Genomic DNA, 16,703 nt, shown 5'->3' with positions numbered 1-16,703 from the left:
TTTGGATTGACCCCACCGATAAGCGGATAAAGCTCAAAAATTTTAAATTTTGGATTTTGCTTCATGCCTCAACCCTTCTGGGTGAAGCATAAACCACAAGAATCTAAAATCCAAAATCCAAAATTATTATCAGCCAGGAGTTCCGGAAAAATTCAACCAAACCAAGTACGAGATGGTTAAACCAATGGCAATTAGCGCCACCCAGATAAAGCGATTATCTCTGGTATTGACCTGACTGAGGTCAACGAATTCTGGCTCAGCAGGTTTTGGCTTTTGCTCCCCAGAAGATTTTGGAGACTTAGCAGGTACAGAAATTTTGAGTTCATTATCCGCTAGTGTGCCCAAATCGGGGATTTCGGTCATCCATTCGCTGGGTCTTTTCAGCTTTGGTGCTTTTAAGATATAAAGCATCCGCCGCGCTTGTTTGGCAATTTCAAAATGAGCATGGCGTTTGAGTCTTTCGCAAAGAGCGATCGCATCATCCGTGCGTCCAGCCGCTTCATAAGCTGTCACTAGATGAATTTCTACTTCGCCCCCAAGACGAGAATTACGAGCTAATAAAGCGCTGGCCTTTTCTAAATTTTCTACGGCTTCACGGTATTGCCCATTCTCAAAGGCAACTTTCCCAGCCTGGTAGCGGGTTTTAGCAATTTCTAGACTTTCTGTACTCACGTCTTATACAAAAATTAGCACTATTTTCATTTTGCCAATGCCAGCAATCTTTTTGGAATCTTTTCAAAAGCTGGCAATCTGAAGCAGATAAACTTCTAAAATTTTAAGTAAGTAGCTGCAACTATTTTCTGATTAAAAATTCTGGTATCAAATGCAGGTGAGCAAAATTATGTTGAAAATCAAGCATTCGCAACTGAATTGGCTCTTAGCAGGTATGACTTTAGCAGTGATGGGTGTAAGCATTGCTCCAGCATCCGCCCAGCGCGCGTTCGGGATTGATGGTGGTTATGGAGTCAGGCGATCGCATTCTACCCAGCGCGTGTTCGTAAATGATGGTGGTTATGGAGTCAGGCAATCGTCGCCTTCTGTGGGTTCCTTTATTTATGGTAGTCCGATTCCCATGCCTATGCCTGTAGACCCAACAACAGGACTAATGCCACAACGTAATCATTACCGCGATTATTCCTATCCCCAGTTCAGGCAAAATATTAGAAATTTCACGCCGATCAATCCAACAATTCGAGACTCAACTCTAGTTAATCCAGTAATTATCAATAATTCATGGCCTCGTACACCATTTAGCGGTGGGCGATCGCGGGTTATTATTACCTATCCCCGGTAGAGTAGGGAGATGAGGGGATAATAAGAACTTTTTACTCCTCACTCCTCACTTCTCACTCAGCACTCGGCACTCTAATAGGTAAACTGCGAACCGAGAATCATCGTCCCAATCCCAACATCAGTAAAGATTTCCAGTAACAGCGCGTGGGGAATGCGACCATCGATGATGTGTGCGGCACGGACTCCTTGAGCAAGCGATCGCACACAACAATTCACTTTGGGAATCATCCCACCGCTAACTATACCATCAGCAATCAACTCGCGGGCTTCGCGGATATCTACTTTCGGAATCAAAGTAGATTGGTCTTTGTAATCTTTTAAAATTCCACTGGTGTCGGTCAGTAAAATTAACTTTTCTGCACCTAATGCAGCAGCGATTTCCCCGGCTACGGTATCGGCGTTAATGTTATAAGCTTGCCCCGTCTCGTCTGCGGCGACACTAGACACTACCGGAATATAGCCATTGCTAGCGAGGGTTTCCAAAATCTTGATATTTACATTGCTGACTTCTCCCACAAAACCAATGCCTTCTTGACCTTGGGAACGGGCAGTAAATAGATTACCGTCTTTACCACAAAGTCCGACAGCCAAACCACCAGCTTGGTTAATTAAGGAGACAATTTCTTTATTAACTCGACCAACTAAAACCATTTCCACCACATCCATTGTGGCGGCATCAGTGACTCGCAGACCATTCTTAAATTGTGGTTCGATGCCCAGCTTATCTAACCAACTGTTAATTTCTGGGCCACCACCGTGGACTACAATCGGACGCAAGCCCACGCAGGATAAGAATACAATATCGCGGATAACTTTGTCTTTAAGTGTGCTATCTTTCATTGCCGCGCCACCATATTTGACAACAACAGTGCGACCGGCGAATTGTTGAATATAAGGTAGTGCTTCGCTGAGTACACGTACACGAGTGGCTTCAGCTTGCCTGATGTATTCAGAATCGTTGACCGTCATGAGGAGCCTAACAGAGAGAGTTAAAACCTATTTCAGTCAGTGTAGAAGACTTTGTAACTCCTCACAATCTCTGCTGCCCAATTTAAGTAAGTATGTTAGTACTATAATGACTCTAGCAATCTGGCTGGATTTGTAAAAATAAGCGATCGCTTCTTCAAACCTCTAGAATTGAAATCATTCGGCTGAAGCTAGGGAATGAAAATGACCACGCTGCTAATTCAAACTGAAAGCACACCCCTAACGGTAAATTTTCCTTCGCTTGTGCAAATGACAAATGAGCAATTCTACGAATTCTGCCAAGCCAATGGAGATTTGCGAATTGAGCGTACTGCCAATGGGGAAGTCATCATCATGCCCCCAGCTTTTTCAGATACGGGCAACCGTAACTTTAACATTGCTGCACAGCTTGGGAATTGGACTGAACAAGATGGCACTGGCATAGGCTTTGACTCTAGTACAGGTTTTACGCTACCTAATGGAGCGATGCGTTCCCCTGATGCTTCTTGGATTGAACTGGAGCACTGGAACGCCTTAACAGATGCACAAAAAGCTTCATTTGCACCAATTTGCCCCAGTTTTGTGATTGAGTTACGCTCATCTAGCGTAGGCGTAGCCCGTCGTAGACATCGCCCGATCAAATTACAAGAGAAAATGCAGGAGTACATCGATAACGGTGCATCACTAGGCTGGTTAATCGATCGGCAAAATCGAAAAGTCTACATTTATCGTCCGAATCGAGAAGTTGAAATTTTGGATAATCCCGAAGCAGTTAATGGTAATCCAGAATTACCAGGATTTATCCTACGGATGGGCAAAATTTGGTAATTTGAGTCTTCTTAATGAGAAACTTGTGTTTTGAGAACGCTAGGAATTGCCTCAAGTATTCGCTTGGCAACGTCTTCAGGTGTATCTCCCTCTCGCTCGGTGATGTGCAAATCAGCTTGAGAATAAAGTGGTGTTCGTTGTTCGAGGAGCGATCGCAACTTAGCTTTAGGATCGGCATCTTGCAGCAGTGGTCTTGTGGTATCCTCAGCTAAACGGCTGTAAATTATCTCCACTGGCGTATCTAGCCACACTATCAAACCGTGGTGCAAGTAACCCCAATTTTCTCGCCGCAATACAATGCCCCCACCGGTTGCGATAGTCAACTTTGTAAAAGCACAAATTTGTGAAAGTACGTCACTTTCTAACTGGCGAAACCTGGCTTCACCAACTTCTGCAAATAATTGATTGATAGATTTACCTGTTGCTTGGACAATGACACCATCGGTATCTACAAACCCATAACCCAGTTCTTTTGCTAGTAAGCGCCCTACTGTCGTCTTACCAACGCCCATAATACCAATTAAGTACAGGTTGACTCCTTGTAATAAGCTGCTCACCAGTTGCTTCGCTCCAATTATAAGTTTTGAGTGCTGAGTCACAGCTTTAAATTATAAACTCAACGATTCAATCTAGGACTTAAAAATACGGAGTTTGATACATAATCGCGCAAACTCTAATAGTTTACTACTACAACTTGATGCCGATATTAGTAATTTCCGCAGGCATACAAAAACAAAATAAACCTCAATAAATTTATTTTCAACAGATATCAAAGTTTTTCACTTTGTTTCTCTCAAATTTACTTATAACTTTTCTAACTTCCAATTATTTTTAAAATCTGCAAATTCATCTTCTATTTTAAGAGGAACGAAATGACATAATTACCGTTATTAATGTATTTAAAGTAACTTAGGCAAGAAATTAACGATTCTTCTCTGAAATTATCATCAGTTATTACTGATGAATTTCTTATGAATGTAGTAATTTTTCGGAAGTAACTAGGTAATTGCTGTATAGTAATGCCTATGCTTAACCAAAAAATTAACCTAGCTTGTTTGAAACTTTATTTAAACAATATCTGTCTATCTGAATAATCAGGGTTTTTACTCTGATGTTTAATTTTAAGTATACATAATACTGTGTTTCTAACAGTACAGGGTCGTTATTCTAAAAGTTCAGTTATAACAAGACCCGCTCAATTAAATGTTTCTAATAAAGGTGTAAATAATGACTGATTTACCGCGATCGCCCAAAAAAAACTTGCAAAAAAATTGAAATTTCGACACAAAGACTACTGCATATTCCACCCCAATAAGCCTGAATGAATAAATATTGTATGAATGAGGTGTCAACCATGACTCGAATTCGTGACGTTGTAGAAAGAGCTTTAGCAACTGGTTATTTGACAGTTGAAGCTGAAGATCAACTACGACAACTGTTGACTACCCGATATGACTTGGAAGATTTTAATGCTTTCATGATTTTGCAAGAAGCTGCCATGACTGGTAGGGTCAAGCAGGAATCTAGAGAACGGTGTGGCATTAAATAGAGATGTAGCCTGCTACATCTCACCGACGGGGGCGTTTACCATCATCTTCAAAATCATCATCATCCTCAAAAAATTCCCAATCATCATCATCGGCTTGATTGGTAGTTGGCGGCTGGTAAGGGGGGATAATTACTCGGTAATCAGCATCGTAAATTGATTCAGTTTTTCCCGCAGCCGTATTTTTTGGCTCGCGGTAGCTGTAGGAGTAAACTGAACCAGACCGAGAAGTGCTTTTGGCTTCTGATTGACGTTCGTAAGTTGTTGAGTCTTTAGGTTGTTGAGCTTGAGAATTAGGAATAGGCACTTCTTCTGACTTTTCATCAAAGTTCCAATCATCATCTCTACTGCTATTTGTCTCCCAATCATCAAATCCCTCACTGCTAGACTCTTCTCTTTTACTAGCTGGTGGTGGAGGACTGGCAGGGCGAGATGTCGGTTCTTCTCTTTGGGTTGCCTTCGCACGACTTGAAGGGGTGGTTCTTCTGTTAGGAGTTTGGCGTTGTCCTGCTACAAAATAATTGGATAAATTAAATAAGGTAGCAATCAATATCGATGTGAAAGCACCAGTGGCAGTACTGAACAAAATCCATATCGCTAGTGGTAATGGTTGAGTTCGCACGCCCAAAAATACTAGCGATAGGGCAGGTGAGAAATTTTGGACTAATAACAGCGTTAGTCCTCCCAGTACTGCCACCAATAGAATTAAGCGAATTACAGCCATAGCAATTTTGTCAGTTGTCAATTATCAGCAGTCAATTATCAATGTCAGCGATCGGTCTAGTTATTCTTCACTAATTACTGTTCGCTGACTACTGACACTATCAGCTATCTCTATCATTACCTTTTTAAGACTATTGTGAAATTTACAATAGACTTCTTGGCATTTGTCGGGGTAAAGGTGAAGGGGAAAAGGGTAAAGAAACTCAAAACCCTTCTCCTTTAACCTTTACCCTTTTCCCTGTCTTGGAAAAATATATTTTTGCAAGAGGTCTAATAAATCTACTCAGGGTATTAGCGACGACCTTGCCACCGCTGAATTGGAATACAGTCAATATCTAGTTGATCTAAAGCACGGGCAACTACAAAATCAACTAAATCCTCGATGGTTTGGGGATTGTGATACCAGGCGGGAATAGCGGGGACAACTCTAACTCCAACTTCTGCTAAAGAAGTTAAGTTACGCAGGTGGATGAGGCTAAAAGGCGTTTCACGCGGGACAATAACCAGCTTTCGCCCTTCTTTGAGTTGGACATCCGCTGCCCGTTCTAGTAAATCGGAACTCAAGCCAACTGCTAGCTTTGCTACTGTACTCATGCTGCATGGAATAATCATCATCCCCAGAGTGGCAAAGGAACCGCTGGCAATTCCGGCTCCGACATCGCTCCAAGGATGACACCGGAGTTTACCGGCAAGTGCAACACCAGCTTGCTCTCGCCAGAATTGTTCTTGCCCGGTTGGTTCTGGTGGCATCCGAATTTCCTGTTCTGACTGCCAAACCATGTAAGTTGATTTAGAGGCAACTAATTCAATGCTATACTCCGCTTCTAGCAAAAATTTGATCGCGCGAACAGCGTAAATCAGACCAGATGCGCCCGATACGCCTAAAATTAAAGGTTTGGTGTTATTTGACACGTAAGTTGTAGTGGATTTTACTCGTCCTCAGAGTAAGGATCTAGGTCATCAGGCTCCATATCATTTGGTAAGTAGAGGTCTGAAAGGTCATCACGAGAATCATTGCCAGTTAAACCTTTGGCGACACCATCGCTGCCTACTGTCACTAAATCAATTTGCTGACGGTAGTAATCGACACTCTTAACTTGCACGGCGACGCGATCGCCTAGTCGATAAGAAGCGCGATTTTTGCGCCCAAACAGTGCCTGTTGTCTGGCGCGATATTCATACCAATCATCTTTGAGAGAACTGACGTGTACCAATCCCTCTACCCGCAAAGGCACACCATGATTAGTGCTGGACTCCACCTCAGCCGCAGGCACTTCAATTTCCACAAAGAAACCGTAGGATTGAACTCCGGTAATCACGCCTTGAAATACCTGACCGATGCGTTGCTTCATCAGTTGGGCTTTTTGCAGTCCGGCTAAATCGGCTTCGGCTTCTTGGACTTCTTTTTCTCGGTCGTTGATTTGAACAATTACCCTGGTCAAATCGCTTTGCAGTTCTTGTTGCAATTCTGGGGGTAAAACGTTCCAGTTAATTTCCTCGTGGCTAGAAGAGTGGCGGAGATTAACGCGCTCTCTGACACGGGTATTGCGGCGATCGCGTCCGTTTTCCAGTAACGTGTAATACACTCTCTGCATGAGCAAATCTGGGAACCGCCGCAAGGGAGCGCTAAAGTGGACATATTGCGGTAATGCCAGACCAAAGTGAGATCCTTTAGTGGTACTGTATGCAGACGGCTTCAGTGTATCTTGTAACAAGTAAGTAAGAACTTGCTCGGAGGGAGATTCAGCAAAAGCTGTGGTCAAATGTTGGTAATCTAAGGGTTGGATATCAACTTCTGGATCTAATGTGAGGTCAACGCCTAAATTGACTGCCAATTTCAACATTTCCTGGACATCTTCAACATCAGGAGTACCTTGGACTCGCCAGATAGCCGGAACACCAAGGGCATTTAAGTGAGTTGCAAACAGTTGATTAACTAACAGTACCAACTCCGTGAGTAGCGATCGCACTGGTAAATCATTCACCACCACAGCGCCGAGAATCCCTTCATCATAATAGGCGTTTTGGCTAGGCGGCAGATTCAACTGGAGGCTACCACGAGTCAAGCGTACCTGTTTCACGGCAGTTTGCAAGGCTTGGAGGTCTTGCAGGATTTGGAAAACCTGTGATGATTTATCTTCAACTTCACCTGTGAGAATTGCTTGAGCTTGTTCTGTAGTCAGTGCAGTCTCGACGTTAATTACACTGGGTTGAATTTCCCATTCCAGCACTTCTCCCGATTGGGGATCGATGGTAATTAAAAAAGAGATGGTTAAGCGATCGCTCCCAGGTACTAAAGAACAGCGTTCTGCTACTGCTGGGGGCAAGATTGGTAACACCAATTCTCCTAGATATACTGATTTGCCCCGTTTGAGTGCTTCTCTATCTAAGGCTTCATCAGGTTGGACATAGTGAGAAACATCGGTGATATGAACGCCCAAAAGCCAATTTCCAGCTAAGTTTTTTTCTAAACTAAAAGCGTTTTCTATAACTTTGGTATCGCTATTTACTCCTTCAATCGTGAGAGTAAACAAATTACGTAAATCTAGCCGATTTTTCAGGTCTGCTTTCAGGAGCTTTTTGGGCAACCTCGCAGCTGCTTCTAGAACATTATCTGGAAAAGTCCGGGAAAGGTCGTGTTTGCACGTAACTAAATCTATATCAGCAGCGGCTTCGGCATCGCTACCGAGGATTTGCACCACTCGACCAAGGGGAGGATATTGTGCCAACGGGTAACGCAAAACTTCCACATGAACCAGATGATCGATCGCTTCTTCTAACTTCGCCCCGTTAGGTTGAATCTTGAGTTCAAACAGTAAGCGATCGTCTAAAGGCACAGCCCGAAAACCAGTTTCTACCTGCTTGATTCGTGCCAGTAAAGTGTGGTTAGAGCGTTCGAGAATCAGCTTCACCTCACCTTCGGGAGAGCGTCGGCGACTGCCTTCTTTGAGAACTCTTACCAAAACGCGATCGCCATTCCAAGCATTACTCAGATGACTTTCGCGGATGTAAATATCCTCGGCTCCTTCCACATCTTGAATAGCAAAGCAAAAGCCTTTACTAGAACAACGGAGTTTTGCCTCGATTATTCCCTCTTCTGAGACACGGCGGTACTTGCCCCGTTCCTTCACTAAAATACCGATTTTTTCCAGAACATCTAAGGCAATGTGAAGTTTTTGTAAACTTTTTTCATCTTCACAGCCAAGTTTCTTTTCTAAAACCTTCCGAGCTACCAATTTATCATCGGTGAAATTGGCAAGGAGTGTAGCGATTGAAAATTCCATGCAGTGAACCGACCTTTGGTCAAAACATCATTTGTTGTTTAATCTGGTTCATTTCTGTATACCCTCACGGCTTACAGAAACAAGCTGGAAACTAATTGCTCTGAAGCAAGCTTCCTAAGTTCTAAGGAAAGGAAGCCCGACCCAGTAAGAGGGGGAAACTACTCCCGCAGTTCCTTTGCAAAGAAGCCGACCCACGGACAACTCTGGGCGTTTACAAACTTCTCACTGCACGATGCTCTCAGAATTCGCCTGCGTTCAAGTCCCTTCACCTAACCAAACTTAAGATTGCACACCTGATTAAAATTTAGCCCCGCTAGTTAATTACGCGACGGGTTTTTAAGAAGCTGGGTTTAGAGAATCCATACTGCCCAAAAGCGCTATGCAAGGGAGCCACTGCGGTCTTTTCCAAGGGGAGACGCTAAAAGCCTTAGCGAGTCTGCGAGCGTCTGGGGTCTCCCCAAGACCGCACTGCCGTCAAGTGGCGTGGAAACTACAGGTGTTTGATTGTCTAGAGAGAAGGTAATTTTACGCCATTAAACTCTGATTTTTAACTAGGAGGAACTGCTGGTGAACCCAATTTTCCCACATGTAGAATCGGTAACAATTAGGTAAGCAGCTTAATAAGCAGCGAGGGCGAACCTTATCTCCATTATTGTAGATTTAGAGCGCACTTCCAGAAAATAGTTCTAGATATAGACTTGGGTAATCAGTATAGCATTGCAAGCAAGACTACCCAGATAAGTTAGCACTGACCAAAAATTTCGTCAAAAAAGAGCTACTGCTACAATTGGGACACCAGGCAAAGTAAGAATATCACCTTGACGGCTCAGAGCAGAGAATTATACCTACTCATCGCTTGCAAGAAACTGATGATACATAGTAGGCAATTAAAAATAAATAAATAAATGCAATATTGACAGGCATCCTGGGTATCGAGTGGATGTAAATTAAAGTAAGGGCAGCCGATCTCGCTTGAATATACAGGCAGTATCAACCCCGTTATTAAAAATATTTAGATTGGTAGCAGTATTATGTTGGCTCAATTCCAGAGCTTGTATCCCAAGGGCAATTTGATTTCCGAATTAGTGCAAATTTTTCAAGGAAAATATATTGTTCGGGCAAGCGTGCAAATTGAAGGCGTAACCCGTGCTACGGGTATGGCAGCGGCAGAAACAGTAGAAGCAGCAGAAGACCAAGCCAGAACCAGGGCGCTGATAGTTTTGGGTATTACAAACGCGCCACCAGAATCAGTAGCGTTGACCTCAAGTCCACTTTCCCCAGCACAGCTAAATCCTGACTTGAATATTAAAGCTGGATTGAGTGAGCCTGCTGCTTATTCCTCTGCCAAAGATGAGGATTTTGTTAGTAGTCAGTGGCCAGCAGTCAGCGACAAAGAAATCTCTATACCGCCTTCCAAAGAACGGAACATCAAACCAGAAGTAGTAACAAGTAGTAAGGAACAATACGGGTACAGCAATGCTGCACCTCTAAACGATACCTATAGCCAGGATTTAGGTCAAAACTTTCCGATGACTGGCAAGCAGGAGCTAGAATTCGATCCTCCAGTTGAGAACTTGGAAATAAATTTTGATAACCAGCCAGAAAATCAAACCTTTCCGGCAATTTCTGCCAACAATGTCACACCATTTACACCCCGGAGTTACAGCCCTCAAGAAAATGCCACTACCCCGTCAGTGACAGGAAAGAGAAAGAAAAAAGCTGAACCAGTGGATTTATCAGATGTAATTGCTAAAACAGATGTCGAACTTCAGCGTTTAGGCTGGACACCAGAACAGGGACGGGAGCATCTGATTGAAACCTACGGTAAGCGCGGGCGGACTTTGCTGACTGAAGAAGAATTACACGGATTCCTCAAATACTTACAATCTCAGCCAGACCCAATAGCGGGATTTTGATTAGTCATTTGTCATTTGTCATTTGTCATTGGTCATTAGTCATTTGTAAGGGCTAATGACTAATAACATAGGCTCTTGAAACAGTAAGGAAGCTATGACCTGTGAATTTTTCTGAAGTAATTGCTCAAACAGACGTTGAAATGCAGCGACTAGGGTGGACAATAGACCAGGGACGGGAACATCTCATAAAAAATTATGGGAAGCGATCGCGGACTTTACTAACACAAATAGAATTACTAGACTTCCTTCAATACCTTGAATCTCAACCATTAGATCGAGTTGTGAGTGCCAAAATTAATGTTGACATCGAACAGTTATGTTGGATGGAACAGCAGGGACAAATTAATTCTGAAATCGAACGGTTATGTTGGATGAAAGAGGAGGAACAGGAGTATGTTACAACAACTTCTAGCAAGCAAAGTCAGAATTCGCCTACTCAAGAAGAACTATTAGAATTACTCAAATATTTTGAAGCTCAACCTATAGTAGAATACCCCAGCAATCTTGATGCAGAATATGAAGAGTTCCAAAATTTCTCTACATACTCAGAAGAATCAGACAATGTAATTACTAGAATATCTTCTGAGGATTTATCTCGGATATTGGCTAACACCGATGTCCAAATGCAGCGTTTAGGCTGGACAACAGAACAGGGACGGGAGCATCTGATTAAAACTTATGGTAAGCGATCGCGTACTTTGCTGACAGAAGCAGAATTACTAGACTTCTGGCAATACCTTGCATCCCTTGCATCTCAATCAACACCAGCAGATTTGTCGGATGTAATTGCTAAAACAGATGTCGAAATCCAGCGCTTAGGCTGGACACCAGAACAGGGACGAGAACATCTGATTGAAACCTACGGTAAGCGCGGGCGGACTTTGCTGACTGAAGAAGAACTACACGGATTCCTCAAATACTTACAATCTCAGCCAGACCCAATAGCGGGATTTTGATTAGTCATTTGTGATTCTTCATTTGTAATTAGGAGTTACGCACACTCTACGAATTCTCGGCGCTCTTCTTTTCGATACGCTGCGCGTTGGCGTCAGCCTCTCACAGAGAAGGTGGTTCGATAAATTAAGCTTTTTAGCAATTTTTGCATAACTCCTAGTAATAACTAATACGAATTTGCCAAAGATAGTATTATTTGAGCGGAAATAAAACTGTGATTAACTATGCCTCGTGTGCGAATTGAAATTGTACCGCACCTGGGCTATCCAGAATTGATTCGTCTAGAACTTATGCATTGACAAAGTAGACAATTAGTGAGTTAGGGTTAACGAGGGAAAAATACCCTCTTGAGTTGAGGAAGATCAAAAGCGCGATCGCGCTTTTGATCGGTGAGTTTACAGAACTGACTACACCCGTGCATCTACACTGACTTGATACTGAACTTTGTTTGAGCTAAACTGTCTGCTTCGGATAATGACGAAGTAATTTCCTGCGGCTAGATTCTGGCGTGTAATTTGGTGGGAAAATGAGTCGCGACTTTGGCCAATCACTTCGCCTTGATTGCGATCGATTTGACCATTGTTGTTTGAATCCCTAACTAATAACAAATCTGTCCGTCCTCCGTTTGGGGCAACGCCTTCCAGTCTTAAACGTAAATTAGAGCGCCCCGTGAGTAGCACTTTTCTAAAGTCTTCTAAGTCATCGGTGGTGGTGACATCGCCTTTAATCTGAAGAAATCCTTGACCACTATTCAAATTCCCTTCAAAATCGGCTGCAAAAATACTATTGTCGTTATCGGGTGTCGCAAAAGCTGGGGAAACCAATCCACAAGTTAATAAAGTTAGCAACGTTAGCTTAAGACTTGATTTGAAGCAATTCATGATGTTTCTTCCTAAAGATAAATGTATTGATTTTTGGTATTACACACTGTACAAAATGACTTAGTGTCTTTGTAATCTAAATCTAAATTAAGCTTTTAATAAAAAAAATACAGTCTGAAAAAGACCTTAATAGTATGAAGTTGAAAATAAAATTCAAATTGCTTGGTATTATTTAGTCACAAAAAGTTTGTTTTGATAACATCGCTGTACTCCAGCAAACTAGTTTTGAGGCTAGTGTAAAGCGACAAATTATGGTTATTCCCAACTTTTGACGATCCTATGTCAGGATCGAAATGTGTATCTTCAGACAATCAAAAGTTGGAATTTATTCAATATCTGCTACCGGATCGAGACTACCTTCATCTCGACAAATAGGATCTTGACCCTTTAAAATCGAGTTTTTAGAGCTATTTTCAGGTAAATGAACTACAAATAGACCTCACTTCCATTCCTCTCTCCTACGAGGAGAGAGGCTTTGATTTTCTCCCCAACGCTAGTAGGGAAGGGGCTGGGGTTAGGTCTCATAATTGTGGTCTAAATATATAAAAACTGCTGTAAGTCAAATAACCCCTCTTCAGTTATGAAAAGGGGTTATTTTTAGGGTTTAAGGAAATTAAAAGTGGTAAATCATCATTTACCAATCGTGACTATTAATTAAGAACAGCAACTGCTGGGCGGCTACCAGCGGCGTGACGGTCAATCACTTGGTCAATCAAACCGTAGTCTCTGGCTTCCTCTGGCGACATGAAAAAGTCACGTTCAGTATCTTCAGCAATGCGCTCAATTGGTTGACCTGTATGTTCAGCTAAATAGTCGTTTAGCCGCCGCTTATGGTACAGAATTTCCCGCGCCTGAATTTCAATATCAGTCGCCTGTCCTTGAGCGCCGCCTAAAGGTTGATGAATCATAATCCGAGAATGGGGTAGACTCATCCGCTTACCCTTAGTACCCGCGCTGAGGAGAAAAGCGCCCATACTCGCCGCCAATCCGGTACAAATTGTACAGACATCAGGGCGAATATGTTTCATAGTGTCAAAAATGCCCATACCAGCCGTCACCGAACCACCGGGAGAATTGATGTACATATAAATGTCTTTCTCCGGGTCTTCAGCATCCAAATACAGCAGTTGGGCAACAATCAAGTTGGCAATATTGTTATCAACTTGTTGTCCCAAAAAGATGATGCGCTCACGTAACAGCCGTGAGTAGATGTCAAAGGCGCGTTCACCTCGACCCGATTGTTCAATAACGATAGGAATCATGGAAGCGTGTTTGTGGCTACTTTAAATACATTTTATCGGTGACAGCACGAAACTGGGGCTGATCTCTACTATTGCTAAGTAGATATAAGTAAATCTTGGCTATTCTGTCTGATTCACCAAAGGAGCAAAATCTGCTTTTGCAATAGATTCAACCTCCAAGGGCACTTTTTAGCGACAAAAGCTGTCTAAGAAAATATTCCGGTTTAGGGAAGAATAAATCAAAAAACTTCAATTGTCGCCAATCTTATATCTCGGACTTTGCTGTACAACCTTGGCGATGTATTGATTAAACCGATAACCGAAATCCGATTTGCTTAGGGAATTATGTTAACTACCAGTAACATTTTAAACATTTTTTTAGGATTTCCTTCGGCATTTATCAAGTTATTTTTGTTAGATTCGGTAAATCGGGAGTACGAGGTGTATTTAGAATAACCAGTCACAGTTGAAATGCTATCCATTCAGAGAGAGACGTGCCATGCTGGAAAAACTTATGCAAGCCGCCATCATCACCTTCTTGCTCCATCTGATAGCAGGACTTAGCCCAAATACTTTAATACAAACAAAGACAGCATCACCTGTGCGAGAAACACCACCAAATATTGTTAGCTTGCTATTGCGATCTTTTCAATAAAAATGTTTCATAAGTTGCAGTGGTGTAATAGGGCTACATAAACCCAATTATTAGGGACTGACAAAAAATAAATTATCCCAAATTAATTGTAGATTTTTAGGGGCACAAAGCCTTGCACCCCTACGTTTGCTGAAAGTCCCTTATATAAAGATAATTAATTGCCTTGTAGTTAGTGCTGACTACAAAACTGCATTTTTTTACACCAACTTCCTTAGGCGAGATTAAAAACAAAGGGATAATTCGCTCGTTGAATTTCTTACTTAATGTATATAGCTGTCTAGGCTCACACTCCTAAGAACAGGATAGACTGAGCAAAGAAGGCAACTAATTGCATTTAATCATGACTAATCGCCTTGCTGAAGCTAAGAGCCTCTATCTCCGCAAACACGCCGAAAACCCAATTGATTGGTGGCCTTGGTGTGATGAAGCACTTGCAACTGCAAGGGCGCAAAATAAACCGATTTTTCTTTCCATTGGCTATTCTAGTTGCCACTGGTGTACTGTCATGGAAGGCGAGGCTTTTTCTGATATTGCGATCGCCGACTACATGAACAGCAATTATCTTCCCATCAAAGTAGACAGGGAAGAAAGACCTGACCTCGATAGCATCTATATGCAAGCTTTGCAGATGATGAGCGGTCAAGGAGGTTGGCCTTTAAATATTTTTCTTTCCCCAGAAGATTTAGTGCCCTTTTACGCTGGGACTTATTTTCCTGTAGACCCGCGCTATGGTCGTCCGGGATTTTTGCAGGTGTTGCAAGCCCTTCGCCGCTATTACGACACCGAAAAAGCAGAATTACAGCAACGCAAAGCCTTAATTATTGAGTCTCTGCTCACGTCTGCGGTATTGCAAGACGGTACAACAGATGAGCTTGAAGACCGGGAATTACTCCGCCAAGGTTGGGAAACCAGCACAGGTGTAATTACTCCTAATCAATCTGGCAACAGTTTTCCGATGATTCCCTACACAGAATTAGCACTGCGGGGAACTCGATTTAATTTTGAATCTCGCTATGATGGCAAGCAAGTTTCTACCCAGCGAGGACTAGACTTAGCGCTAGGGGGCATTTATGACCATGTAGCCGGTGGTTTTCATCGCTATACTGTTGACCCGACTTGGACAGTACCCCACTTTGAAAAAATGCTTTACGACAATGGACAAATTGTCGAGTATCTGGCTTCTTTATGGAGTGCAGGAGTACAAGAGCCAGCCTTTGAGAGGGCGGTTGCTGGGACTGTACAATGGCTGAAGCGGGAAATGACTGCGCCTGAAGGTTACTTCTATGCTGCTCAAGATGCCGATAGCTTCACCCAATCCACGGCAGTAGAACCAGAAGAAGGAGCCTTTTACGTCTGGAGTTACAGCGAATTACAACAACTGTTAACGCCTGAAGAATTAACGGAATTACAACAACAATTTACTGTTACCCCTAATGGCAACTTTGAAGGACATAATGTTTTACAAAGACGCTATTCAGGCCAATTGAGTGCAACGCTGGAAATGGCACTGGGTAAGCTGTTTACCGCTCGTTATGGTGTTAGTCCTGAGTCGCTGGAAACTTTTTCGCCGGCTCGGAATAACCAGGAAGCAAAAACTACTAACTGGCCAGGTCGCATTCCCTCGGTGACAGATACAAAGATGATTGTCGCCTGGAATAGCTTGATGATTTCTGGGCTAGCTAAGGCTGCTGGGGTTTTCCAACAACCTTTGTATCTAGAATTAGCAGCACGAGCGGCGAATTTTATTTTGGAAAATCAGTTTGTCAATGAACGTTTCCAGAGACTCAACTATCAAGGAGAAGCAACCGTTTTAGCGCAGTCTGAAGATTATGCTTTGTTTGTTAAAGCTCTCTTGGATTTACAAGCTTGCAACCCTGAGCATAAGCAATGGTTAGAAAATGCGATCGCTATCCAAGATGAATTTAACGAATTTCTCTGGAGTGTGGAATTAGGAGGATATAATAACACATCGAGCGATTCTAGTCAAGATTTAATTGTCAGAGAGCGGAGTTATGCGGATAATGCTACACCGTCAGCTAATGGAATTGCGATCGCTAACCTTGTGCGTCTGGCCCTACTCACCGATAATCTAGATTATTTGGATTTAGCAGAACTTGGTTTGAAAGCTTTTCGGAGTGTCATGCATCGCGCTCCCCAAGCTTGTCCCAGCTTGTTTACAGCTTTGGATTGGTATCGTAATTCTACCTTGATTCGCAGCACCACTGAGCAAATCAACTCTCTGATCCCCAGATTTCTACCAACGGCTGTATTTGCCATCACATCTGATTTACCAGAAGCAAGCGTTGGGTTAGTTTGCCAAGGTTTGAAGTGCCTTGCTCCAGCAGCAAATGTAGAGCATTTATTGCAGCAAGTGGAGAAAAGTCAGAATAGAGGATAATTTTGGCAACATCAGACG

15 protein-coding genes are annotated in these 16,703 nt (G+C 42.7%); 7 read left to right on the top strand and 8 right to left on the bottom strand.

Going from position 1 to position 16,703, the window contains the following annotated elements; all coding sequences use genetic code 11:
* Window positions 1–129 precede the first annotated feature (129 nt).
* The gene (locus RM049_RS04935) at window positions 130–672 is read right to left on the bottom strand and encodes a tetratricopeptide repeat protein (RefSeq protein WP_322703378.1); all 543 of its coding nucleotides are present in this window, start codon (window positions 670–672) and stop codon (window positions 130–132) included.
* Window positions 673–841: 169 nt separating this feature from the next.
* Here RM049_RS04935 and RM049_RS04930 point away from each other — a divergent pair, with 169 nt between their 5' ends.
* Window positions 842–1,294, top strand: a complete 453-nt coding sequence (locus tag RM049_RS04930) for a hypothetical protein (RefSeq protein ID WP_322670757.1) — start codon at window positions 842–844, stop codon at window positions 1,292–1,294.
* A 71-nt stretch (window positions 1,295–1,365) separates the two neighbouring features.
* On the opposite strand, the gene argB is transcribed toward RM049_RS04930, so the two are convergent.
* Complete coding sequence (gene argB / locus RM049_RS04925; protein ID WP_322687856.1) at window positions 1,366–2,262, bottom strand: acetylglutamate kinase; 897 nt, start codon at window positions 2,260–2,262, stop codon at window positions 1,366–1,368.
* Between the two features lie 201 nt (window positions 2,263–2,463).
* On the opposite strand from argB, the gene RM049_RS04920 reads away from it, so the two are divergent.
* Window positions 2,464–3,087: a Uma2 family endonuclease gene (locus RM049_RS04920; protein WP_322703377.1), complete on the top strand. Its 624-nt coding sequence runs from the start codon at window positions 2,464–2,466 to the stop codon at window positions 3,085–3,087.
* An 11-nt stretch (window positions 3,088–3,098) separates the two neighbouring features.
* On the opposite strand, the gene RM049_RS04915 is transcribed toward RM049_RS04920, so the two are convergent.
* On the bottom strand, window positions 3,099–3,644 hold the full coding sequence (locus RM049_RS04915) for a shikimate kinase (protein WP_322703472.1): 546 nt from the start codon (window positions 3,642–3,644) through the stop codon (window positions 3,099–3,101).
* Between the two features lie 797 nt (window positions 3,645–4,441).
* Between RM049_RS04915 and RM049_RS04910 the strand changes: the two genes are divergently transcribed.
* The gene (locus RM049_RS04910; protein ID WP_322670753.1) at window positions 4,442–4,636 is read left to right on the top strand and encodes a hypothetical protein; all 195 of its coding nucleotides are present in this window, start codon (window positions 4,442–4,444) and stop codon (window positions 4,634–4,636) included.
* 19 nt (window positions 4,637–4,655) lie between these two features.
* On the opposite strand, the gene RM049_RS04905 is transcribed toward RM049_RS04910, so the two are convergent.
* The 3 genes from RM049_RS04905 to RM049_RS04895 form a co-directional block, all read right to left on the bottom strand.
* Window positions 4,656–5,357: a LapA family protein gene (locus tag RM049_RS04905; protein WP_322670752.1), complete on the bottom strand. Its 702-nt coding sequence runs from the start codon at window positions 5,355–5,357 to the stop codon at window positions 4,656–4,658.
* 290 nt (window positions 5,358–5,647) lie between these two features.
* Window positions 5,648–6,268, bottom strand: a complete 621-nt coding sequence (locus RM049_RS04900) for a flavin prenyltransferase UbiX (RefSeq protein ID WP_179065018.1) — start codon at window positions 6,266–6,268, stop codon at window positions 5,648–5,650.
* 17 nt (window positions 6,269–6,285) lie between these two features.
* Window positions 6,286–8,640, bottom strand: coding sequence for a ribonuclease R family protein (locus tag RM049_RS04895; RefSeq protein ID WP_322670750.1), 2,355 nt, complete (start codon window positions 8,638–8,640; stop codon window positions 6,286–6,288).
* Window positions 8,641–9,671: 1,031 nt separating this feature from the next.
* On the opposite strand from RM049_RS04895, the gene RM049_RS04890 reads away from it, so the two are divergent.
* Both RM049_RS04890 and RM049_RS04885 read left to right on the top strand, forming a co-directional pair.
* On the top strand, window positions 9,672–10,556 hold the full coding sequence (locus tag RM049_RS04890; protein WP_322703376.1) for a hypothetical protein: 885 nt from the start codon (window positions 9,672–9,674) through the stop codon (window positions 10,554–10,556).
* Window positions 10,557–10,657: 101 nt separating this feature from the next.
* Window positions 10,658–11,512: a hypothetical protein gene (locus tag RM049_RS04885; RefSeq protein WP_322703375.1), complete on the top strand. Its 855-nt coding sequence runs from the start codon at window positions 10,658–10,660 to the stop codon at window positions 11,510–11,512.
* A gap of 405 nt (window positions 11,513–11,917) precedes the next feature.
* Here RM049_RS04885 and RM049_RS04880 read toward each other — a convergent pair whose 3' ends face one another.
* A complete protein-coding gene (locus tag RM049_RS04880; protein ID WP_322670747.1) occupies window positions 11,918–12,391 on the bottom strand; it encodes a hypothetical protein in 474 nt (157 codons plus the stop codon).
* Window positions 12,392–13,041: 650 nt separating this feature from the next.
* Complete coding sequence (clpP, locus tag RM049_RS04875) at window positions 13,042–13,653, bottom strand: ATP-dependent Clp endopeptidase proteolytic subunit ClpP (protein ID WP_322670746.1); 612 nt, start codon at window positions 13,651–13,653, stop codon at window positions 13,042–13,044.
* Window positions 13,654–14,131: 478 nt separating this feature from the next.
* Between clpP and RM049_RS04870 the strand changes: the two genes are divergently transcribed.
* On the top strand, window positions 14,132–14,287 hold the full coding sequence (locus RM049_RS04870; protein WP_322670745.1) for a hypothetical protein: 156 nt from the start codon (window positions 14,132–14,134) through the stop codon (window positions 14,285–14,287).
* Window positions 14,288–14,627: 340 nt separating this feature from the next.
* Entirely contained in the window at window positions 14,628–16,685 is a 2,058-nt protein-coding gene (locus RM049_RS04865; protein WP_322703374.1) for a thioredoxin domain-containing protein, read from the top strand.
* The last annotated feature ends 18 nt before the right edge of the window (window positions 16,686–16,703 follow it).

Source organism: Nostoc sp. DedQUE04 (genome assembly GCF_034530995.1).
GTDB lineage: Bacteria > Cyanobacteriota > Cyanobacteriia > Cyanobacteriales > Nostocaceae > Nostoc.
The sequence above is the reverse complement of the archived record's forward strand: the minus strand, read 5'-3'. Positions and strand labels throughout refer to the sequence as shown.